The organism is Marinobacterium sp. NO-S09, from assembly GCF_059179545.1.
This window is the reverse complement of sequence record NZ_CP168954.1, coordinates 860,552-882,152: the sequence shown is the minus strand read 5'-3', so window position 1 is coordinate 882,152 and position 21,601 is coordinate 860,552. Positions and strand designations below refer to the sequence as shown.

The following is a 21,601-nucleotide window of genomic DNA, read 5'->3' as shown; positions in this document are numbered from 1 at the left end:
CCAAGCCCCCAAACCCGAGGAGTGGTTACAATGGCAAACTACACGCTTCAGATTCTGCATGCAGCCGACATGGAAGGTGGTGGCGGCGATCTGCTCAACGCCCCCGCATTTGTCTCCATCGTTGACTACCTCGAAGATCAGGCCGAAAACTCCCTGTTTCTTTCCAGTGGCGACTTGATCCTGCCTGGACCCTATATGTCCGCCGCCGGTGACAGCAGCCTGCGCACCGCGATTCAACAAGCCAACGAAGCCATGCTGGGCCTGGAAGCGGGCACGCTGAGCAACCTGCGTGAAGGTGCTGGCCGTGTCGACCTGACGCTGGCTAACCTGTTGGAAGCCAGCGCCATCACGCTCGGTAACCATGAGTTCGACCAGGGCACCAACGCACTGGCCGACCTGATCGGCACCGATATCCGCTCCTCTGAACTGGACGGCGTTCGATGGCTGGGTGCTCAGTTCCCCTACCTGAGTGCTAACCTGGATTTCTCCGGCGACGACAGCCTGTCCGGCCTGTTTACCGACCAGATTCTGAACAACACCGCTTTCACGTCCACCATTGATGATCTCGACGCTGCCGCAGCTGCGCCCAAAATCGCTCCGGCCACAATCATTGAGGAGGGTGGCGAGCAGATCGGTATCGTTGCCGCCACTACCCAGATCCTGGAAAGCATCTCCAGCACCGGTGGTGTCCAGGTTGAAGGTACTGACAGCAATGACATGGCACTGCTGGCTCAGCAGCTGCAGGTCCACATTGATGAACTGCGTGACCAGGGCATCAACAAAATCGTACTGATGTCTCACCTGCAGCAGATCGCACTGGAAGAAGAACTGGCTGGCCTGCTGGACGGTGTGGATATCATCATGGCCGGTGGTTCCAACGCCCTGCTGGCCGATGCAGATGAAGAACTCTTCCCGGGTACTGGTCAGGAGCCTTACGACGCCTACCCGATCCTGACCAAGGATGCGTCCGACAATGATGTGGTCCTGATCAACACCGATGGCGGTTGGCGCTATGTCGGCCAGCTGACGGTTGAGTTTGATGAAGACGGCAATATCCTGACCGACTCCATCAACGATGACACCTCAACCATTTACACGTCCACAGATGCCACTGCAGCCGAGCTCTGGGGCAGCGAAGAAGCCGCCTATGCCGAAGGCAGCAAGGGTGACATTGCCCAGGACCTGGTCGACGCCGTTGCCGGCCTGGTCACTGAAAAAGATGGCATCACCTTTGGCAGCACCGATGTATACCTTCAGGGTGAACGTGCCTTTGTCCGTACCGAAGAAACCAACCTGGGCAATCTGACCGCCGACGCCAACCTCTGGTATGCCCGCCAGGTCGACGATGCTGTCATGGTATCGATCAAAAACGGTGGCGGTATTCGTGAACCGATCGGCACAACCTACGCGGTCGGCTCCGAAGGTGATTATGAACTGCGTCCACCTCAGGCCAACGAAGAAGCCGGCAAGGCCGAAGGTGAAGTATCCCAGCTGGATATAGAATCTTCACTGCGCTTCAACAACGATCTGAGCATCCTTACCCTGACCCGTGCCCAGTTGCTGGCCGTCATCGAGCACGCAGTTTCTGCTTCTGAGGCAAGCTCAACCCCGGGCCAGTTTGCCCAGGTTTCCGGCATTCAGTACAGCTTCGACTGGACACAGGAAGCCGGTGATCGCATCCAGAGCGCTGCCATTGTTGACGACAACGGTGACGTACAGGATGTACTGGTGGTAAATGGCGAGCTGGTGGGCGATATGAATGCCAGCATTAAGATCGTCACGCTCGGTTTCATGGCTGACGGTGGCGACGGCTACCCGTTCGGCGACTTCCTGGAGCTGGATGAAACCGCCGTCGACCGTATCGACCTCATGGATGCCGGTATGGATGCCGGTGCTGCAACCGAAGCTGATGCCGGTACCGAGCAGGATGCCTTCGCCGAGTACATGCTGAGCCAGTTTTCCGAGACCGCTTTTGCTCAGGTCGATACCGACAAGAGCGAAGACCAGCGCATTCAGAATCTGGCTTTCAAGGAAGATGAAATCCTGGCGGACAACACCGATGGTGTCGTGCGTCTGTACGACACTCTTTTCAATCGCGGCCCGGACCAGGCAGGCCTCAGCTTCTGGCATGGCCAACTGCAGCAGGGCAGCAGCCTGGAGCAGGTCGCAGCGTCATTCATGGCCTCTGACGAATATCAGCAGACACTGGGTGGCGATACCAGCAACGAAGAGCTGATTGAGCAGCTTTACCAGAATGCACTGGGACGTGAGGCAGAAGCCGCTGGCGTTGAGTACTGGACCGAGCAGCTTGAGCAGGGCCCCGCCGTAAACGTCATTCTGGGTATCTCTGAATCCCAGGAGCATATGAACGTACTGCTTTAAGCTTTTCAGGGCACAAAAAAACCGGTCAGTGCTTCTGGCCGGTTTTTATTTATCGGTAAGTACTGCTTACAAAAACAGCATATCGGCTACAGCCACATAGGTTTTTTGAACGTACTCATCTGACTGCGTCATCGCCACGAGCGCCTCTGACTGGGAATAACGCCCGGAGTCGAGTTCACCTACCCAGTAGTCAAAACCGGCCTGATCCGGTGCACGCTCGAAAACACCTTCGTACATGTGTGTAACGAACTCGGCATTGCTGACCACACCGTCATCATTGGCATCTGAAAGCCCTTTAAACTCTTTAGAGCCAACAAAGCCCGCAGCCATGGAGTTCAGATCCCGACGACCGGCCTCAATTTCGCCCAGCCACCAGTTATAGCCATCTTCATCCGGCAGGCGGCCCATGGCACCAGAATAGGCCCGATACAGCTGCGCCTCTTCCGCTTCAATAACGTCACCGTCCGCACGCTTGATCTGTGCATCCCAGAGTGCGCCATCATCGTCCCACAACTGCACATCATCGCTGTCCAGATAGTCGGCAAAAATAAAGTCGTTGTAGCCGATGGAACCCTCTGCCAGGCCTTTGTCATACACGGCTTTCCACTTACCGAACCAGCTGGTGCTTTCCATGCTGTCGATAAAGCTCTGAATATTGCTCGGGCTGGAGAAGTGGCTTTCCAGCGTGTATATCTCGGACTCATCAACCCCATCCAGGATATTCACACCGGTGGTCTGCAGGTAATCTGCCACCCAGTCGTATAGCTGATCGGCCAGCGCCCCGGTCACAGGTACATTGGCATCATCGATGTAGGACTGAATCAGGTTATCCGATCCCAGCAGGTCGTCATCCCAATCATCGTCCCAGTCATCCCAATTATCGAACAGCTCCATATATTCGGCATACCAGTCGGATGCCAATACGGCATTCCAGTAGGTATCGAAGTTGGCTGGGTCTGAGAAATAGCTGTTCAGACGCACGTCTTCAGCAGCTGTCATATCACCTGCCAGCTCAACGCCCACATGGTCGCGCGCATAATTCACAAACCAGTTATGCACCCGCTCTGCGAGTTCCCAGGAAATTCCATCGTACTCACCTACGAAGTCATTCCAAAAGGAATCATCATATCCAGACATATTTACAAAACTCCCTTGTACTCGATGGCTGAAATTTCGATACCGTCCTCGGTATCAAGCGCATTATTCTAGTGCAGGGAGGAGGGTAGGCAAGAGATTTGAGCAGATTATAAACAGCACTTAAACGGAGAGCGTGCTAACAACGAACGGGATATTTAAAGAATGGCAGCAAATAACCAGACGCACGGCAGAGCAACCAGAATACCCAGCACGTTGGCCGCCATGTCGATCCAGCAGAAGCCACTGCCCCAGTAATGGTCCCAGACCTCTTTGACCAGGCCTATCAGCAGTACTAGGAACGCGGCACCCCAGAGGTTCAGCCATAGAGCTGCCAGCAACAATAGTATAAAGCTGTACCCAAAGTGCTGACGCTTGTCCTCTTCGTGGTAGTGCTGAAGAAGCCGTTCCGAAATTTGACTAAGAGACTGCATCAGATTGCGCCAGAGATCAGATGGCGATAGATGCCAAGATAGCTTTCCGACATACGCTCGGCGGTGAACAGCGCCTGGAAGCGGGCATAGGACGCCTCTGCCATTTGCTCTCGACGTGCCGGATTTTCGTATAGCTCCAGCATTGCACTCGCCAAGGCATCGGCGCTGGCTGGAGGGATCACCAACCCTGTCTCATCCGCTTTATTCACAAAGCTGGTGCCCGTGCCTATTTCACAAGTAATCAATGGCAAGCGCATCATCTGCGCTTCCAGCAAGCTGATTCCAAAGGCTTCTGAACGCAAGTGTGAGGGGAATACAAAAGCACTGGCCAATGACAGCAGGGCAATCTTGTCCTCTTCGCTGACTTCGCCGGCAAAGTGGATATTTTCAGCACCTGCAGCCTGAGCTTTCAGCTCATCTGCCAATTGCCCACCACCGGCAATAACCACTGGCAAACCGGTTTTAATCGCCGCTTCAATCAGCCAGTGCAGGCCTTTGTAGTAGCGCAAAGCCCCCAAAAACAGGAAAAAACCTTCACCAAAGCGATCGCGGAAATGAGCCTGCCTCTCCGTGGACAGTGACGGATATAGCGACTCTGAAATGCCTAATGGCACCATACCGGGTTCATTCAGTTGACGCAGTGTCGCGCTGCTTTCCAGGTAGCCTGGAGATGTGGCCACGACTTTATCCACTGAGCGCAGGAAGCGAAGTGCCAGCGGTGAATAGAGCTTGCCGAACAGCCTCTGTCTCACCACATCGCTATGGTAGGTCACCAGTGCAGGCGGCATTTTACGCAGGCACCTGCCGGCCAAGTACAGCAGATCCTGAATCGGGAAAGGATAGTGAAAGTGCAGCAGGTCAGCCCAGTCCAGCAGCTGCTTGAACTGCTTTACATACGCAGGCCCGATCGGCATGGAAGCGAAATGAAACCACATCGGACAGAAGTATATTTCTGCCCCACAGTCCCAGCGTTCAACCCTGAACTCTGACTCTCGTGTAAAGACCAGCACCCTGTGCATGGCACCTGCTGGTGACGTACCGCGTGCGATGTTTTCAATAAAAACACCCACCCCCCCGATTTCTTCGGAGGGGGCGGATTTGTACAAATGAAGAATGTTCAAGCAAGTTAACCGGCAGTTCCTACAGCAGCGTACTTCACTGTGTGATTATCCAAAAGGGTGTTGATCTGCTGCAGGTCGCCATCTTCCAGCGATCCGCTCCAGCGCTTAAGCACCACGTAGCTCAACAGAAAACTGTACTGAGCCTCCAGTAAATCCCGTTCGGCACTGTACTGTTCACTGGCACGGTCGAGCACATCAACGGCGTTATTAATGCCGTAGGTAAAGCTTTTTTCTGCCGCTTCGCGCGCTTTGGTGGCTGACTGCAGAGCTACTTGGCTGGCTTGTACCTTTGCCAGCGCGGAGGAGGCATTCATGTAGGCCGTACGGACTTCCTTGAAGACCTGTCGGCGCGCCGACTCCAGTTCATGACGGGCCAGCATCATATTCTCATAGGCCGCATCACTACGTGCACTTGTAGAGCCACCCGAATAGATCGGAATACGAATGCTCAGTGCCGCAACACTGGATTCACTTGGTGACGAAGGTGCGTTTTCACTTCCGATGTTCGTCTTCTGGCTGGACAGTTGTAACTTCACAGAAGGCATGTGGCCACCAAAAGCTTCCTTACGCGCAGCTCTTTGAGCGTCAACTGCTGCTTGCTTAGACAAAATTAGAGGGTTAGCCTCGAGAGCCCGGTCACGCCAATATTCATAACTTTTAAGGTCAAAAGTATCTTGCAATTTAGGCTGAGCTACCAAGCGTTCAAGCTGCTCATACACAGGACGGCCAATCACCTCTGCAAGCGCTTCGCGACTGACCCAGATATTATTTCTTGCCTCTATCTCATCCGAACGTAACCTATCCAGACGAGCTTCAACTTCTAACTTGTCCGTAATAGGAGCCAGCTGACGCTCATAGAGTGAATTTATACGCTCCAGATTCCTCTCCACTGAGCGCTTTTCTGCCTGAATTAGCTCAAGATTATCTTGGGCACCTAAAACCGCAAAATAGCGCTGAATCAGATCAGACACAGCCCCCTGGATGTCATGCTCACCTTGCTCTGTATATTGGTTACTGAGTGCACGTGAACGCTGATAGCTTTGCCAAGTAGGCGAATCATAGATCACCTGCGACATAGACACAGAGTAACGTTCACCGTTGTAGTATGTCTCGTAAGCCCCGGACACATAGTTGGTCCGCGTAAGCCTACTATCTGCACTTACTTGTGGCAAAAGCCTACCCAAGGCTTCACGTTCCTGGTACTCCGCACGACGCGAGACTGCCTGAGCAGACAGAATACGTGGGTCCTGCTTTTGTGCCTGTTCGTACAGTGTCCAGAGATCAGACGGGTTCTCTTCTTCCGATGACACTTCCTCGGCTGCCGTTGGACCTGATAAAAGCAGAGCCAAAGAGCAACATCCGATTACTCGGGGGATCCTTCGCATTAGAATCAGTCCTCTATCAGTGAACGTGCGAATGCGTTGGTCGCGGGTTGAACCAGGTATTCCAGTAGAGTGCGCTCACCCGTGTTAATCAGCACTTCTGACGGCATACCAGGCACCAGCACCAAATTGGCTGCCTCCAGATTACTGCGACCTTCTTCGGTCAGTTCAACACGTGCCAGATAATACGGCATACCAGTCTCTTCATTGGTCAGACGGTCGGCTGAAATATGTTCAACCTGCCCTTCGATAACCGGTGTAGTCGCAGATTTGAACGCACTGAAGCGAATATCGGCCAACTTGCCAGCACTAACACGGTCAATATCGATTGGTGACACCTGGGCTTCAATTACCAAATCAGACGCTGCAGGGACGATATCAAGAATAGGCGCTCCCGACTTAACCACCCCTCCAACGGTATGAACCTTCATGCCCAGTACCATGCCTGCTTCAGGCGAGCGGATAACTGTGCGATTAACACGGTCAATTAGCGCCCGTTCCCGCTCCCTCAAGTCGAACAGGGTAGACTGCACTTCCGACAACTGGTTCACAACCTCAGTATGAAAGTCTTTCTTAAGCTGCAAAATACTTAGACGCGTTTCTCCTTGCTTCATTTTAGCCTGAGCAATAGTGGATCGATGGTCTGCCATATCGCCTTCCAGGCCCGAAACTTGACGCTCCAAATCTCGCAGCCTTTGCTTGTCAACAAAGCCGTCACTCAATAACTCACTAAGATCCTTGATCTCATCGTTATAGGAGAGCATTAACTCTTTTTTACTGCCTATAATTTCCTGCAAGCCACGGATTTGTTCTTCAATCTGGGTCATCCGCTGTTCAAGCACTTCTATTTCACCAAGGTGAGAGTTCATTCGTGCCTGGAACACCTGCCTCTCACTGAGAACAGCCTCATTCACACGAGGGTCACTTTCATCGAAGCTTTCAGGAAAATGGATGACATCACTCTGATCTCGTTCAGCTTTGAGCCGCGCTTCCAAAGCCAGAGCTGCTATCATCTGCCCACGGACAATGCCAAGCTCGGCTTGTGCTTGAGTATTATCCAGCACCAATAACACTTCACCAGCTTCAACCTGATCGCCATCACGCACATTAATCTGCTCGACAATACCACCCTCAAGGTGCTGAATTGTCTTGCGGTAGGTTTTAACAGTCACCACACCAGGCGCCAGTGCGGCACTGTCCAGAGGCGCAATAGCTGCCCAGGTTCCGAACATGCCGAATGTCACAAAAAGGATCAGTAGACCTATCAGCTTGGGCTTTTTATCCGAGACATCCAGCTCAAACTTGCCTTCACGAATGGCTTTTAGTGTTTCTTCACTCATCGATCAACTATCCTCAGGCCGGTTTAGCAGCAGGAGCCGCCGCGCGGGATGCCTTGTTCAATTCAGCCAGTACCTGGTCACGGGGGCCAAATATAGCCAGTGCCCCTTCTCGCATCACCATCAATTTCTGCACCTGAGAAAGAACACTGGCGCGGTGAGTAATGATAAATACGGTCGCACCGGTTTCTTTCAAGTTCTGAAGCGCTACAGCAAGCGCTGCTTCGCCCTGGTCATCCAGATTGGAATTAGGCTCATCGAGTACGACCAAACGTGGATTACCGTAGATTGCCCGAGCCAAACCAATACGCTGTCTCTGACCACCAGAAAGGGCCCCACCCGTAGCACCAATCACCGTGTCGTAGCCTTCGGGCAGGCGCAGGATCATGTCATGGACCCCTGCCATCTGTGCAGCCTTTACAACAGCCTTGGAGTCAACTTCACCAAAGCGAGCAATATTTTCACTAATGCTGCCTTCAAATAGCTCTATATCCTGCGGCAGGTAACCAATATGAGGCCCCAGTTCCTCGCGTTTCCAATTAAAGATATCAGCCCCATCAAGGCGCATTTTTCCACCCATCGTGGGCCAGATACCCAACAAAGCACGTGCCAATGTAGACTTGCCTGCGGCACTCGGGCCAATAATGCCCACCATCTCGCCAGCGTCTACGGTAAAAGTAACACCTTTTACAACAGGGGTTTTCGCTCCAGGAGGGGCTACCATGACATTTTCGGCCAATATATTTCCTTTCGGTGCAGGAAGGGACATCCTATCCGGTTCCTCTGACACTTTGCCCAGGATTTCATTCAACCGCTGGTATTGAGACCGAGCACTAACAAATTGCTTCCAAACCCCAATCATCTGATCAATTGGCCCCAGTGCCCGACCCAACAGAATGGAACCAGCAATCATAAGCCCTGGGGATATCTCCTGCTGAATTGCAAGATAAGCACCAAGCCCCAGCACTAATGACTGAACAATCAAACGAGTTGTTTTGGACATAGAAGTCAGTATGCCAGCACGGTCACTGGCAATACCTTGCAACGCAAGTACCTTGCGGTTTTTCTCCTGCCAACGGTCACGAATGCGCCCCAGCATCCCCATGGACTCGACTACTTCGGCATTCCGCAGATTTTTGTTGGTAAACTGAGTGGCTGCCATATTTTCCTTGTTTGCCTCAGCCAACATCTTGCTGGTAACTTTTTCGTTGATAATGGCCAAAGTCGCCAGAATAATCACACTGATGATGGCAACAATGCCAAACCAAGGGTGGAACATAAACATAATGGCTATGTAAATGGGCACCCACGGGGCATCAAAGAAGGCAAACAGGCCGTTGCCCGTTAGGAATTGCCTCAGCCCCGTCAAATCATTCAGAGGCTGGGCATTAGCATTCATGCCTCCTGAGTACAACGCCTGCCTGAAGCTGGCATCATATAGCCGGCTACCAAGCAGGGTATCAATGCGAGTACTCACCCTGACCATAATCCGGGAGCGAACCCACTCAAGTGCCCCCATGGTTGTCATCAGCAGCAACATGACAAGCGTCAACATCACCAAAGTTGGTACGCTGCCACTGGTTACTACTCGGTCGTACACCTGCAGCATGTAGAATGCAGGCACCAACATCAGCATATTGATAAACATACTGAACAGACCGACACTGAAGAAACTGGAGCGACAGGCGTGCAACACCGCCTCCAGGTCAGTGCGTTTTTTCTCCATGGGGTACTCCAAGTACTGTGAGACGAGAAACTGACTATATTGCAGCCGTCTATGGGGCCTGTTCAGAGAATTTCAATGCTCAGGCCCCGTTCATGCCGACAGCAGGTAAAATAGGCTCGGATACTAACACAGGACACCTGACCCAAACACCCCGCAGCAACCCCTCGACGGTAGACTCAAAAGGGTTCATGGCGGATAATGCGCGGTTAAGCCTCCACTCAGATTCTGGATAAAATATGTTCACACCGGTCATCATGGCTGGCGGCAGCGGCAGTCGTCTCTGGCCCCTGTCACGCCAAAGTTCCCCCAAGCAGTTTCTCGACCTTAACGGTTCTGGCACAACTCTTTTGCAAGAAACGTTGACTCGTCTGCAAGGACTTGAACATGCTGCCCCGGTCATAGTGAGCAATGACAAATACCGATTTCTGGTTGCTGAGCAGTTGCGTCAGGCAGAAATCGAGTCACTGGCGACCATTCTTGAACCCTGTTCACGCAACACGGCTCCCGCTATTGCCTTGGCAGCTTTGGGGCTTTTGCAGCACGGCGACGACACCATCATGCTGGTACTGGCAGCCGACCACGATTTCACTCGCCCCCAGGAATTACTCGAAGCAATTGAAAAGGGCCTGCCACTTGCTGAGCAGGGCAAGCTGGTTACCTTCGGTATCACCCCAACCCGCCCGGAAACCGGTTATGGCTATATCAAAACAGGTCCCACGCTGGCAGAAAGTGCCTTCAGCATCGACGAGTTTGCTGAAAAACCGGATCTGACTACAGCCGAGCGCTACTTGGAGGGTGGCAAACATCTCTGGAACAGCGGCATGTTCATGTTCCGCGCCTCCGTATACTTGCACGAACTGGAACGACATGACCCCGAGCTGCTGACCCACTGTAAGGCTGCCATGACCTCCTGCACCCAGGACCCGGACTTCGTGCGACCCAATGCCGACCTGTTCAGCCTGTGCCCGGATAACTCCATTGACTATGCCGTGATGGAGAAAACTGATAATGCCTGTGTTGTTGCCATGGATGCCGGCTGGAGCGATATCGGCAGCTGGCAATCCCTGTGGGAAGTCAGTGACCAGGACTCAAGCGGAAACGTTGCCCTGGGTGATGCCTACCTGCACGACACCCACAATTCATTGGTACATGCCCACCATCGCCACGTCGCCACCATCGGCCTGGACAACCATATCGTGGTGGAAACCAAGGATGCGGTTCTGGTTGCACACAAAGAGCAGTCACAGAAAGTTAAGGACATTGTTCAGCGCCTGAAGGCAGACAAACGCTCCGAGTACTCAGATCACACCCACGTCATTCGCCCCTGGGGGGATTTCGACACCATCGATGAAGGGCGCCACTATCAGGTCAAGCGCATCACGGTTCAGCCTGGCCAGCAGCTTTCCTTGCAGCTCCACTACCACCGTGCCGAACATTGGATCGTAGTATCGGGTACTGCGCATGTAGTCTGCGGTGAAGAAGAGAAAGTATTGACCGAAAACCAGTCCACTTATATCCCGGTTGGGGTTAAACATCGCCTCAGCAACCCTGGCAAAATCCCGTTGGAAGTGATCGAAGTCCAGTCCGGCCACTACCTCGGCGAAGACGACATCGTACGCTTCACGGATATCTACGGTCGTTGCCCGGACGAGGCATGAGGATCGCGGTTAACACCTATTCCCTGCAGCCCCAACCAACAGGCATAGGCCGCTATACCAGTGGCCTGTTACGGGAATTGCTTAAACGCTCGGATATCGATGATATCTGCGGCCTTAGCGCAGGCGGCCTGATTCCCCGTGCACAACTTTTGTCATTGCTCGACGCGATTGAACAGCCCGTCAAACCTCAGCAACGCTCATGGCGCAGCCGACTGGCCAAACTGCCCGGTGCCCATCGAGCCTGGCAGATGGTTAAGAACCATCAGGCGCGTCGTGCAAGCCGCAGTCTGGAGGGCTACTGCTATTGGGAGCCCAGCTTTGTGCTAATGCCCTTCAACGGCCCAAGCGTAGCCACTATTCACGACCTGTCGCATGTACATCATCCGGAATTCCACCCTGCGTACCGAGTCAAGGCGCTGAATCAGCAACTACCTCACACCTACGCTAACGCGACACGCTTGAATGCGGTTTCAGCCTTCACCCGTGAAATGTTGCAGCAGCAAGGCGTATCCGCACCTGTTGATATCGTATCCCCCGGAGTTGATAACAGCCTTTTCTCCGTAACAGACGAACAGCGCGCGAACTGCCGCCGGCAGCTCGGTCTGCCCGACCAGTATGTGCTTTCAGTCGCCACTCTTGAGCCTCGCAAGAATCTGGAGCGTGTCATCGCCGCATTCACGGCCCTGCCGGAGAGTATTCGCCAGCAGTTCCCGTTGGTACTGGCTGGTGCCCGTGGCTGGCACAGCGAGACAATTGAGGCCGCCATTACTCAACTGGCTGCAGAAGGACAAGCAGTTCGCTTGGGCTACGTGGACCAGGCTCATATCCCTGCGCTTTATGCCAACGCTAGCCTGAGCATCTACGTATCCCACTATGAAGGCTTTGGCATGCCGATCGCTGAATCCATGGCGACAGGCACAGCAGTGCTCACGGCAGACCGCACCTCCATGCCGGAGGTGGCGGGTGGACACGCCTTGCTGGCAAACCCCGAGTCTGTTGAATCCATCAGCCAGCAGCTGGAGCGACTGCTCATTGACGCTGACCTGCGAGATAGCCTTGCCAGCGCCGGACAAATACACGCCGACCGCTTTCGCTGGCAACTTTCCGCGCAACACCTTGTCGACAGCCTGACCTTGGCACAACAGGAGTATCGGCCATGACACCGGCCCTCATTATCAATTTTGCACGCCAGGACCTGAAAGATCGCTACGCCGGCTCCATGCTGGGCGGCCTTTGGTCGTTCATCATGCCGCTGATCAACATCCTGATCTTCGCCCTGATCTTTTCGCAGATCATGGGGGCACGTCTGGAGTCCTTTGGTGCCGAGTTTTCCAAGTACGGGTACAGTATCTATCTGATTTCCGGCATCCTGGCCTGGAATGCCTTTTCTGCGACGGTTGCGCGTGTTACCCACGTCTTTCACGACAAGCGCAACCTGATCGGCAAGGTGAGCATTCGGCTTGACTTGCTGCCCTTGTACATCCTGCTGTCCGAGACCTTTATATTTGCGGTTTCCTTTGCGTTTTTCACCGGATTCCTGCTGCTGATCGGCTTTCCGCTGTCCTCTTGGTGGCTGGCACTACCCGTGCTGTATCTGCTGCAGCAGCTGTTTGCCTACAGCCTTGGATTCCTACTGGCGGTATTCAGTGTTTTTATTCAGGACGTTAAGGAACTGACCAATGTCATTCTGCAGCTCTGGTTCTGGCTAACGCCGATTGTCTATGTGGTTAACATCGTGCCCCCCGGCATTCATCAGCTGCTGATGCTGAACCCCATGTACCACTTTATCGACGCCTGGCGCAGCATCATCATTGACCACCAGATGCCTGATCTCCTGCCACTGGGCGTGCTTTCAGCCTCTGGAGTGGCCATGCTGATCGCCGGGCTCTGGCTGATTCGAAAACTTGAACGCGACATCCGCGACTTTATCTAAGGCACCGCAATGATCGAAGTTCGCCAACTGAGCAAAAGCTTCCGCTTGTACCGCAAGCCGTCCGACCGGCTCAAGGAAGTTCTGTTGCGCCGCCAGTACCATCACCGCCACCAGGCACTGGACGCCATCAGCTTCAGCCTGCGCAATGGTGAAACCCTGGGAGTACTGGGGCAAAACGGTGCCGGCAAATCCACCCTGCTTAAACTGCTGACCGGCGTACTCATTCCAGACAGCGGCGAAATCGGGATTCAAGGGCGCATAACCGGCCTTCTGGAACTGGGCACCGGTTTTGATCACGCGCTGACCGGCCTCGATAACATCATGGCTAACGGCCTCCTCATCGGCATGACCCGAGAGGAAATTCTGGCCGCCCGTGATGAAATCATCAATTTCTCCGAACTTGGCGAGTATATCCACGAACCGGTTCGTACCTACTCGTCCGGGATGGTAATGCGCCTGGCCTTTTCCATCGCCATTCACGCCAACCCGGCCTGTTTTGTGGTCGATGAAGCCCTTTCCGTGGGCGACGGCCACTTCCAGCAGAAATGCATGCGTAAGATCCGAGCATTCAGGGACGCTGGCGGCAGTATCGTATTCGTGTCGCACGACCTCAATGCCGTGAAAATGCTATGCGACCGCGCATTGGTCCTGGATGGCGGCAAGATCGCCTATGAAGGCGACTCTGAAGAAGCGGTAAACTATTACAACCGCATCATGGCGCGCCTGGATGAGCAGGAAGCCGACCTGCAGGAAACCTCTCGCAGCAGCAACAGCTACGGCACTGGTGAAGCCCAAATCCAGTCTGCTGAGCTGATTGGCCATCGCTCGGGCTGCGATACCGTTGCAGCCGGGGAAGATGTGGATATCAAACTCGATATTCGCGCCTTCGAAGCCATTCCATCCCTGTCGGTTGGCTTTATGATCCGCGACCGCTTTGGTCAGGATATCTTTGGCACCAACAGCCATTTGCTGGGGCAAGACATTCAACTGAACGCAGGCGAAGACTGTGACCTTCAGTTCTCTCTGCCTATCAACCTGGCTCCCGGAAAGTACACCATTACCCTGGCTCTGCACTCGGAAGACAACCACCTGGAGCACTGCTACCACTGGTGTGATAACTTCATCCGCTTTGAAGTTGCGGGCAGCCACCTGCCCCTGTTCTCCGGTATTGTTGCGCTGCCGACTCGTTTACAACATGCTACCCGGCCCTCGCAAGGGACGCAGGAGGCCTCATGAACAACCAAACCACTGAGCAACTGCTCGACGCCATTCGTCGCGAAGCGGCCCAACTGGACATAAAAACTCAGCCCGAACCTCAACCTTTACCGGCTGAAGAATCGCCCAGCCAGATGAGCTTCGAGCAACGCCTGCGCCTGCCGTCAAAACCGGCATACCATTACCGCGAATTTCTGCAGTTCGACGATGAAGCGTTCGTACGCAATGCCTTCCTGTGCATTCTACAGCGTGAGCCGGACCCTGCCGGGTTACAAAGCTACCTCAACAAGCTGAACGACGGTATTGAGAAGCAGGGCATTCTGGCCGAGCTGTGTGGTTCGGAGGAAGCAAAACGCTACGGTGTGCGTATTCGCGGCCTCAAAGGTTACCGCATGATTGCTCGCCTGCGTCGCATCCGCACCCTGCGCCCAATTGCCCAGCGCCTGTTGGGTCTGTACCGCCGCATCTGCGAGCTGCCCAACACCGAAGAGATGAACCAGTACCGGGCCAATATCCTGCAGCAGCTCTCCTGGATGAGCCGGCAGTTACAAGCGTCGGAGCGAGTATCAGAGCTAAATCGACAACAGGTAGAGCAACTTAAGCAGCAGGCCGGTAAACTGGCCGAAAAAAATGCGCAACTTAATACCACGCTGTCCAAACAACTTGCCAACCTGAGCCACAAGATCGCCTACCAGCAGCAAGCATTGGCGACCCGGCCCTCAATCCCGGCCGAACCAAACAGCGCTAAAGCACCGGCCGCTGCCCCCTCCGTTGATGACAGCGACGTATCTGCTTTCTATGTAGCTTTTGAAGACGCCTGCCGCGGGACCCGTGAAGAGGTTCGCGACAAGATGGCCAAATGGCTCAACTACCTGCCCGCTATTGATGCAGGCAGTAAGCAAATTCTGGATATCGGCTGTGGCCGCGGGGAATGGCTGCAGCTACTTGGCGAAAATGGCTATGCCGCCACAGGACTGGATATCAACCCGGTCATGGTCAACAGTTGCACCGAGCAGGGCCTGACCGCTTCTCTGGACGACACCCTGGCATGGCTTCAGCGCCAGCCGGATGCCAGCCTTGCCGCCATCACGGCTTTCCATGTCATTGAACACGTGCCCTTCGAGCTACTGCTGCGCTGGACCAACGAAGCCCGCCGTGTGCTCCAGCCTGGTGGTGTTCTTATTATGGAAACACCGAACCCGGAGAACATTCTGGTCGGCAGCCACACCTTCTACCACGACCCGACACACCGCAACCCGATTACGCCAACACTGCTGGAGTTCCTGGCCGAATACTGCGGCTACGCCGATAGCGAACTGGTGCGCCTGCACCCCTACCCGGAAGAAGCCAAAGTCAGCGGCAACGACCCGCTCACCGAGCGTGTAAACGGCCACCTGTGTGGACCTCAGGATATCGCGCTGGTCGCTCGCGTACCGGAAGCGGAGGCGGCTGAATGAAGTTACTGGTCACCGCCTGCCAGGTGCCGTTCATGCATGGCGGCGCCGACTATCACATTGATGGTGTGACGGACGCCTTGCGCCGTGCTGGTCACCAGGTCGAGCAGGTACGCTTCCCGTTCAAGTTCAACCCGACCCGCTCCATCGAAGAACTGATGGCTCACTGCGAACAGCAGGATTTCAGCGAATTCAACGGCCTGCAAATCGACAAGGTTATCAGCCTGCAGTTTCCCGGCTACGGTGTTCGCCACCCCGATCATCGCGTGTGGGTGATGCACCAGCACCGAGCCGTGTATGAACTTTTTGATCAACAGCCGGATAAGCGCCAACTGGAAGCCTTCAAGCAACAGGTCACTGACTACGATACCCGGGTGCTTGCACGCGCTTCGCGTTTATTCGCCAACTCTGCCAATGTGGCCAGCCGCTTGCGCCAGTTCAATGGCCTTAACGCCCTGCCGCTGTACCATCCGCCGCACGGCGCCGAGCACTTCTACTGCGCCGACGATTGGGAATACATTTTCTATCCCAGCCGACTGGAAACACTTAAACGCCAGTCTCTGTTGATTGAAGCCGCACAATACCTGCGTTCTCCCGTACGAATTTTGCTCGGCGGCAGCGGGGGGCAGGAAGCCCAGTACCGCGCCCTGATCGAAAAACTCGGCGTGCAGGATCGAGTCCACCTGATCGGACGCTTCAGTGAAGCGGAAAAATATACGCTCTATGCCCGTTCACTGGGCGTATTTTTCGGCCCCTATGACGAGGATTACGGCTACATCACACTGGAGGCCATGCTATCGGGTAAGCCCGTGATCACGTGCACCGATTCCGGCGGCCCGCTGGAGTTCGTACGTGAGGGTGAAACCGGCTATGTCCGCGAGCCCGAGCCCGAACAGATTGCCGAGGCCATTGAGCGCCTCTATGCCGACAAGCAGGCTGCCGCCGCCATGGGCGCGGCCGGACGCGAAAGTTATTCACAGCACAACATCAGCTGGCAGCAGGTTGTTAACAGCCTGCTGACCGACAACTGAGCAGGACCAGGATGAAGATTGCACTGATTGCCCCCAGCCCCGTTCCCTTCACCATTGGCGGCGCCGAAAAGCTCTGGTGGGGAATGCTGGAGTACATCAATCAGCACACCGGACACGAAGCTGAGTTGATCAAGATCCCGTCGCCGGAACGCAGCTTTCCGGAACTGGTCCGCAGTTATGAAGCCTTCAGTCAGCTGGACCTGAGCCACTTCGACCGTGTTATCAGTACCAAGTATCCCGCGTGGATGGTCGACCATCCGGAGCACTACTGCTACCTGCAGCACAAACTGCGGGGGCTCTATGATACCTATCACTTCTGTGGCCAACCCGAGCAACTTGAACCTAAGCGCTACCCGGCACACTACCAACCGCTGATCCAGCTGTTGCAGCAAACACCCGAGCGCACACAGCTGCCAGAACTGTTCTCGCAGCTGAAAGCACTTGAGCAGCAGGAAGATTTTGGCCGCTACTGCGCATTCCCTGGGCCGCTCACACGAGCGGTCGTTCATCACCTGGATGCAATCGCACAGCGCCCCGGTGCCATTCGTCATTACGGCGCCATCTCGTATAATGTGGCCAACCGCCGAGACTACTTCCCGCAAGGTGCCGATGTTCAGGTTGTCCATCACCCCTCCGACCTCAAGGGAATTCGTGGCGGTGAATACAACTACATCTTTACTGTCAGCCGCCTTGATGGCCCCAAGCGCCTGGATTTACTGATTCAGGCATTCCGCCAGCTACCGGATCAGATCGAGCTGCGCATCGCGGGCAGCGGCCCTGAAGAGCAGAAACTCAAGGCACTTGCAGAAGGCGACGAACGTATCCGCTTCCTGGGTCGTATCACCGACAAGGAGATTGCCGATCAGTATGCCGACGCCCTCTTTGTGCCCTTTATGCCCTATGACGAGGACTTTGGCCTGATCACTATCGAGGCTATGAGCGCAGGCAAGGCCGTACTGACCACCACCGATGCCGGCGGCGTGAACGAATTTGTCGAAAATGGTATCAGCGGTTTCAGCGTTGCTCCCGAGGTAGACGCCCTGAAACAGGCCATGGCCCAACTGCTGGCCGATCACGAAGCCACCGCTCGCATGGGCGAACAGGCGCGTGACAAGGTTTCCCATATCAGCTGGGAAGCCACATTGGCCCCTCTGTTGGCTCCCGCGACCGAAACCGCCGAAACCGTTCACCCAACACCTCAGAAAACACGCAAGAAAGTTGTTGTGACATCCACGTTCCCCGCCTGGCCACCCCAGGGTGGAGGACAGAGCCGCCTGTACAACCTCTATGCCCAGCTGTCAGAGCATATGGATGTCAGCCTGGTCTGTACGGGTCCGGAAAAACGCCACCTGCGCTTACTTCCCGGTCTGGTTGAACATGTAGTGCCCGAGTCCCTGAGCCAGAAAGTGCATGCAAAAACCCTTCAGCATGGGCGCAAGGTTCCCTTGGGCGATATCGCCGCCATTGAAGGCATCCTCAAAAACAGCGCCTACATGAGCCTGATGGAAGATCAGGTGCGTGATGCCGATCTTGTAATTGCCTCCCATCCCTATCTGTATCAGGCGATCCGGGCAGTCTGGCAAGGGCCTATCGCCTATGATGCGCATAACGTTGAAGCGGATATGAAAGCAGCCGTTCTGGAAGGCCAGAAAGATCCCGCCCCGCTGCTGCAGAAAGTACGCGATACCGAATCAGCCTGTATTCGTGAAAGCGAATGGCTGGTCGCCTGCAGCCAGAACGATCTGGACCGTTTCGCAGCGCTGTATGGCACAATCGACTGCCCTACAGCCGTCGCAGGCAATGGTGTCGATCTGAAGCTGACACGCTATCACAGCGTTGAAGAACGGCGCGACAACCGGGTCAAGCTAGGGTTACCAGCAGACCAGGAAGCGCTACTATTCATGGGTAGCTGGCACGGCCCCAACCTGGAAGCGGCTCAGGTTGTTGTCGAACTTGCAAAGGAGCGGCCTCAGTACCAGTTTTGGCTAATGGGCAGCGTATGTAATCATCCGGATTACCAGAAGCTGCCTAATAATGTCACACCTTTGGGCATGTTACCGGAAGCCGAAAAACAGGTGGTGATGTCGGCAGCATCTGCTGCACTAAACCCCATGACATCCGGATCAGGAACCAACCTGAAAATGCTCGACTACGCAGCTTGGGGCCAGGATATTATCAGCACGCCTTTTGGTAACCGGGGTATAGACTTTGTTGATGGTGAAGAGATCGCTCTGGTAGAGCCCAACGCCTTTGCGCAAGCAATTGACGATTTGATCGCCCTGTCGGATGACCAACGTAACCTGAGAACTGAAGCCGCACACCAACGTGTTGAACGCTCCTTCGACTGGTCAGCCTGTGCTGAAAGTATGATTAAAATGGCACAGGGGTAAATGTTCAAGCATGACTTATGACATGCACAAAACTAAGCCAAACAAACAACTGTGTGCTTTTTGAGCTATACTTAAAGGCTGGTGAGTAGCGGCACTAGTGTTTTAGTTACTTATCCAGCTCAATGCATCCCCGCTGCAGCTTGCCCTTAACAGGGCAGTCAAATGCAGCCAGCTAGTCAAAACTTGAGGTTATAGATGCGCCCAAGACGTTATCATTTTTCCCTGCTGCTAATACTTCTGGTGGCTGGACTTGGCCTTAATGCACAGGCTGGCAATCTGCAGTCAGCAGGTATGGTCATTCTTGCGGCAGGTGAAAGCTGGCGTGTATCAGTGGATGGACGTGAGCGTGTAAACCGTAATGATGATGTATTTGCAGGGGACCACCTAGTCACTTCAGACGGTAGCGTAACCTTACGCATGCAAGACAATGCAATTGTCAGCCTGCAGCCTCACTCTGAAATGATCATACATGACTACCAGCCAGCATCCGCTGGTCAGGATGCGGCGATACGCTTCGAACTTAAACAAGGAAAGTTACGTACTCGCACAGGTAAAATAGGAGAAAGCGCACACCATCGCTATCGCCTTGACACCCCCTTCGCTGCCCTGGGAATTCGCGGTACGGATTACACTGTCAACCTGGATGGCTCAGAGCTGGGGGTTTTTGTTCACTCTGGCGCAATACGACTTTCCCCGTTTTCCTCTGAGCTTAACTGCATCTCAGGTGGTCTGGGCGCATGTAATACGCCAGAGTCAGCCGACTTGAGCGAAAGTGATAATGCCTGGTTAAGATTGCGTCAGGGCGACGGAATTGAACGCATCAGCGGAACACCTGAATTTATTTACACACAAACACCCTCTCAGGTATTCAGCAGCGGACTGTATGATGCTAATGGAAAACAGTTCCTGCCGATCATGACCCATGAGCAAGTCCTTGAGTTTGTTGAGCAAGATGACAATCTGCCCGATGAAGTTACCCCACCGGATAATGGAACTGACACCCCCTCATCCGATTTAGAAGGTTTACGGAATGCAGGCCTTCTTGATACGAGCGGGGATACTGATAATGACGGCCTAACCGACCAGTACGAACTTGATAATGATCTCAACCCCTGGCTGGCTGATACCGATGGAGACGGCCTTGAGGATGCGCAGGATTCCGATCCACGAACAGCCGGTAGTCACCGGTACTTCGTTGATAACCGATCGTATGCTTTCTCTGAAAGTGAGGTGCGTAACTACTTGCGATCAACTCGAATGCGAGTAGACGCTTACGACCCGGTTGAAAGTCATATCATTTACAACATGCAGCTGACGCTTCGCCAGTCACTTAAGCTAAACGGCTGGCTGGACCTGCAACACCGGCGTCTCTGGGGCAAAACTGGCTCTATCGAGACTCTTCTTGCCGCTCGCTACTGGCCTGAAGGCCTGTTGTGGGACGCATTACCCAACGGCTTATCCATGGTCGGGGCTGATGAATCTGCATGGCTAACGGAACTGCGAAACGACCAAGTTGAACTTTGGCAGCTAAGCCTTGACCGCCACGGCATTTGGTTTACTCCAGGTGATGCTCCCAGTGAACCGGGCACACAGAGCTTTTCAACCAGCTGGGTACAACCTCTTGGCAACCCAGCAGGGCACGCACGCACGGCCAGTTTAAGCGATTTCAAAGCTGACACCAGTGGGCGTTTCCAAATGCTTATTAGCACAGGGGGACGCAACTATACCTTACGGGGAGCGGTTGGGGATTCGGGTATTCTGTTTGCAGAAAACAGTTACCTCAGCCTGAAAGGTCACTGGCAAGGCAATAGCTTGGTTGTGCTCATTACCGAAAAGGACTCGTCTCAGCAGTGGATGTTCGGTCTGAATAACAACGGTGAAGATGATCGCCCTCTGCTCGCCCAGTGGCAACCACGAGAAAGCAACGGAGTTACTTGGGGGCACTGGGCAGACTTTGCCCAGTTGGACAGTGAGCAAATTGCCCTGCTATCCAGTCGCAGTTCCCAGATAGCATTTAACCGACATTATGCACTGGAAACACCAGGAACAGCCCAGCTGCCAACAAGCGGGCGCGCTCAATTCAACCTGCATGACTCATCAGCAGTTTATTCAGGGAAAGGCGGACTGCGTCCAGCCGAAGTCATTAACCCGATGCTACAAGTCGATTTTGATAAACAGCAGTTCGTCTCCAAATTTGATGTCAAAGCCCCAGGATTAGATAATCCAGTTTCTATTCAGGGCGCTGGTCAGTTTGACAAAAATGGCCTTATGCAAAGTGATGACACACTATCCAACGCTCACATGGAAGGCAGCTTTGGGTCCAATGGAGACAGCGCTTCTTTGTTATTTGAGCGCCAATTGGATGATGACTCCCACGTCAGCGGTATCACACACTGGGAGTGAT

Annotated in this window: 15 protein-coding genes; 9 read left to right on the top strand and 6 right to left on the bottom strand. The window is 54.2% G+C overall.

Annotation, left to right across the window (positions count from 1 at the left end):
- The first annotated feature begins 30 nt into the window (after positions 1-30).
- A complete protein-coding gene (locus tag O3C79_RS04160; RefSeq protein ID WP_494384929.1) occupies positions 31-2,382 on the top strand; it encodes a DUF4214 domain-containing protein in 2,352 nt (783 codons plus the stop codon).
- Between the two features lie 66 nt (positions 2,383-2,448).
- Here O3C79_RS04160 and O3C79_RS04155 read toward each other — a convergent pair whose 3' ends face one another.
- The 6 genes from O3C79_RS04155 to O3C79_RS04130 form a co-directional block, all read right to left on the bottom strand.
- The gene (locus O3C79_RS04155) at positions 2,449-3,519 is read right to left on the bottom strand and encodes a DUF4214 domain-containing protein (RefSeq protein WP_494384928.1); all 1,071 of its coding nucleotides are present in this window, start codon (positions 3,517-3,519) and stop codon (positions 2,449-2,451) included.
- 155 nt (positions 3,520-3,674) lie between these two features.
- Complete coding sequence (locus tag O3C79_RS04150) at positions 3,675-3,950, bottom strand: hypothetical protein (protein WP_494384927.1); 276 nt, start codon at positions 3,948-3,950, stop codon at positions 3,675-3,677.
- Positions 3,950-5,020: a glycosyltransferase gene (locus tag O3C79_RS04145; protein WP_494384926.1), complete on the bottom strand. Its 1,071-nt coding sequence runs from the start codon at positions 5,018-5,020 to the stop codon at positions 3,950-3,952. Before O3C79_RS04145 ends, O3C79_RS04150 begins: the two co-directional genes overlap by 1 nt.
- Before the next feature lie 56 nt (positions 5,021-5,076).
- A complete protein-coding gene (locus O3C79_RS04140) occupies positions 5,077-6,420 on the bottom strand; it encodes a TolC family outer membrane protein (RefSeq protein WP_494384925.1) in 1,344 nt (447 codons plus the stop codon).
- Between the two features lie 41 nt (positions 6,421-6,461).
- Positions 6,462-7,793, bottom strand: a complete 1,332-nt coding sequence (locus O3C79_RS04135) for an HlyD family type I secretion periplasmic adaptor subunit (protein ID WP_494384924.1) — start codon at positions 7,791-7,793, stop codon at positions 6,462-6,464.
- 13 nt (positions 7,794-7,806) lie between these two features.
- Positions 7,807-9,516 carry a type I secretion system permease/ATPase gene (locus tag O3C79_RS04130; RefSeq protein ID WP_494384923.1) on the bottom strand — a complete coding sequence of 570 codons (1,710 nt, stop codon included), beginning with the start codon at positions 9,514-9,516 and terminating at the stop codon, positions 7,807-7,809.
- Positions 9,517-9,752: 236 nt separating this feature from the next.
- On the opposite strand from O3C79_RS04130, the gene O3C79_RS04125 reads away from it, so the two are divergent.
- From O3C79_RS04125 to O3C79_RS04090, 8 genes are all read left to right on the top strand, one after another.
- Positions 9,753-11,174 (top strand): mannose-1-phosphate guanylyltransferase/mannose-6-phosphate isomerase, encoded by a 1,422-nt coding sequence (locus O3C79_RS04125; protein ID WP_494384922.1) that lies wholly within the window; start codon positions 9,753-9,755, stop codon positions 11,172-11,174.
- Complete coding sequence (locus O3C79_RS04120; protein WP_494384921.1) at positions 11,171-12,334, top strand: glycosyltransferase family 4 protein; 1,164 nt, start codon at positions 11,171-11,173, stop codon at positions 12,332-12,334. Before O3C79_RS04125 ends, O3C79_RS04120 begins: the two co-directional genes overlap by 4 nt.
- Positions 12,331-13,107, top strand: a complete 777-nt coding sequence (locus O3C79_RS04115) for an ABC transporter permease (protein WP_076465264.1) — start codon at positions 12,331-12,333, stop codon at positions 13,105-13,107. The genes O3C79_RS04120 and O3C79_RS04115 overlap by 4 nt, the downstream gene beginning before the upstream one ends.
- 9 nt (positions 13,108-13,116) lie before the next feature.
- Positions 13,117-14,343 carry an ABC transporter ATP-binding protein gene (locus O3C79_RS04110; protein WP_494384920.1) on the top strand — a complete coding sequence of 409 codons (1,227 nt, stop codon included), beginning with the start codon at positions 13,117-13,119 and terminating at the stop codon, positions 14,341-14,343.
- On the top strand, positions 14,340-15,779 hold the full coding sequence (locus tag O3C79_RS04105; protein ID WP_494384919.1) for a methyltransferase domain-containing protein: 1,440 nt from the start codon (positions 14,340-14,342) through the stop codon (positions 15,777-15,779). Before O3C79_RS04110 ends, O3C79_RS04105 begins: the two co-directional genes overlap by 4 nt.
- On the top strand, positions 15,776-16,807 hold the full coding sequence (locus tag O3C79_RS04100) for a glycosyltransferase family 4 protein (RefSeq protein ID WP_076465272.1): 1,032 nt from the start codon (positions 15,776-15,778) through the stop codon (positions 16,805-16,807). Before O3C79_RS04105 ends, O3C79_RS04100 begins: the two co-directional genes overlap by 4 nt.
- Positions 16,808-16,818: 11 nt before the next feature.
- Entirely contained in the window at positions 16,819-19,197 is a 2,379-nt protein-coding gene (locus tag O3C79_RS04095; protein WP_494384918.1) for a glycosyltransferase family 4 protein, read from the top strand.
- Between the two features lie 195 nt (positions 19,198-19,392).
- Positions 19,393-21,600: a FecR family protein gene (locus O3C79_RS04090; protein WP_494384917.1), complete on the top strand. Its 2,208-nt coding sequence runs from the start codon at positions 19,393-19,395 to the stop codon at positions 21,598-21,600.
- Position 21,601 lies beyond the last annotated feature (1 nt).

Bases quoted from the DNA above. Each gene is read 5' to 3' on its own strand.
- O3C79_RS04090 (WP_494384917.1), top strand. From the start codon at position 19,393: ATGCGCCCAAGACGTTATCATTTTTCCCTGCTGCTAATACTTCTGGTG.
- O3C79_RS04110 (WP_494384920.1), top strand. From the start codon at position 13,117: ATGATCGAAGTTCGCCAACTGAGCAAAAGCTTCCGCTTGTACCGCAAG.
- O3C79_RS04120 (WP_494384921.1), top strand. From the start codon at position 11,171: ATGAGGATCGCGGTTAACACCTATTCCCTGCAGCCCCAACCAACAGGC.
- O3C79_RS04095 (WP_494384918.1), top strand. From the start codon at position 16,819: ATGAAGATTGCACTGATTGCCCCCAGCCCCGTTCCCTTCACCATTGGC.
- O3C79_RS04160 (WP_494384929.1), top strand. From the start codon at position 31: ATGGCAAACTACACGCTTCAGATTCTGCATGCAGCCGACATGGAAGGT.
- O3C79_RS04125 (WP_494384922.1), top strand. From the start codon at position 9,753: ATGTTCACACCGGTCATCATGGCTGGCGGCAGCGGCAGTCGTCTCTGG.
- O3C79_RS04100 (WP_076465272.1), top strand. From the start codon at position 15,776: ATGAAGTTACTGGTCACCGCCTGCCAGGTGCCGTTCATGCATGGCGGC.
- O3C79_RS04135 (WP_494384924.1), bottom strand. From the start codon at position 7,793: ATGAGTGAAGAAACACTAAAAGCCATTCGTGAAGGCAAGTTTGAGCTG.
- O3C79_RS04105 (WP_494384919.1), top strand. From the start codon at position 14,340: ATGAACAACCAAACCACTGAGCAACTGCTCGACGCCATTCGTCGCGAA.
- O3C79_RS04155 (WP_494384928.1), bottom strand. From the start codon at position 3,519: ATGTCTGGATATGATGATTCCTTTTGGAATGACTTCGTAGGTGAGTAC.
- O3C79_RS04150 (WP_494384927.1), bottom strand. From the start codon at position 3,950: ATGCAGTCTCTTAGTCAAATTTCGGAACGGCTTCTTCAGCACTACCAC.
- O3C79_RS04130 (WP_494384923.1), bottom strand. From the start codon at position 9,516: ATGGAGAAAAAACGCACTGACCTGGAGGCGGTGTTGCACGCCTGTCGC.
- O3C79_RS04115 (WP_076465264.1), top strand. From the start codon at position 12,331: ATGACACCGGCCCTCATTATCAATTTTGCACGCCAGGACCTGAAAGAT.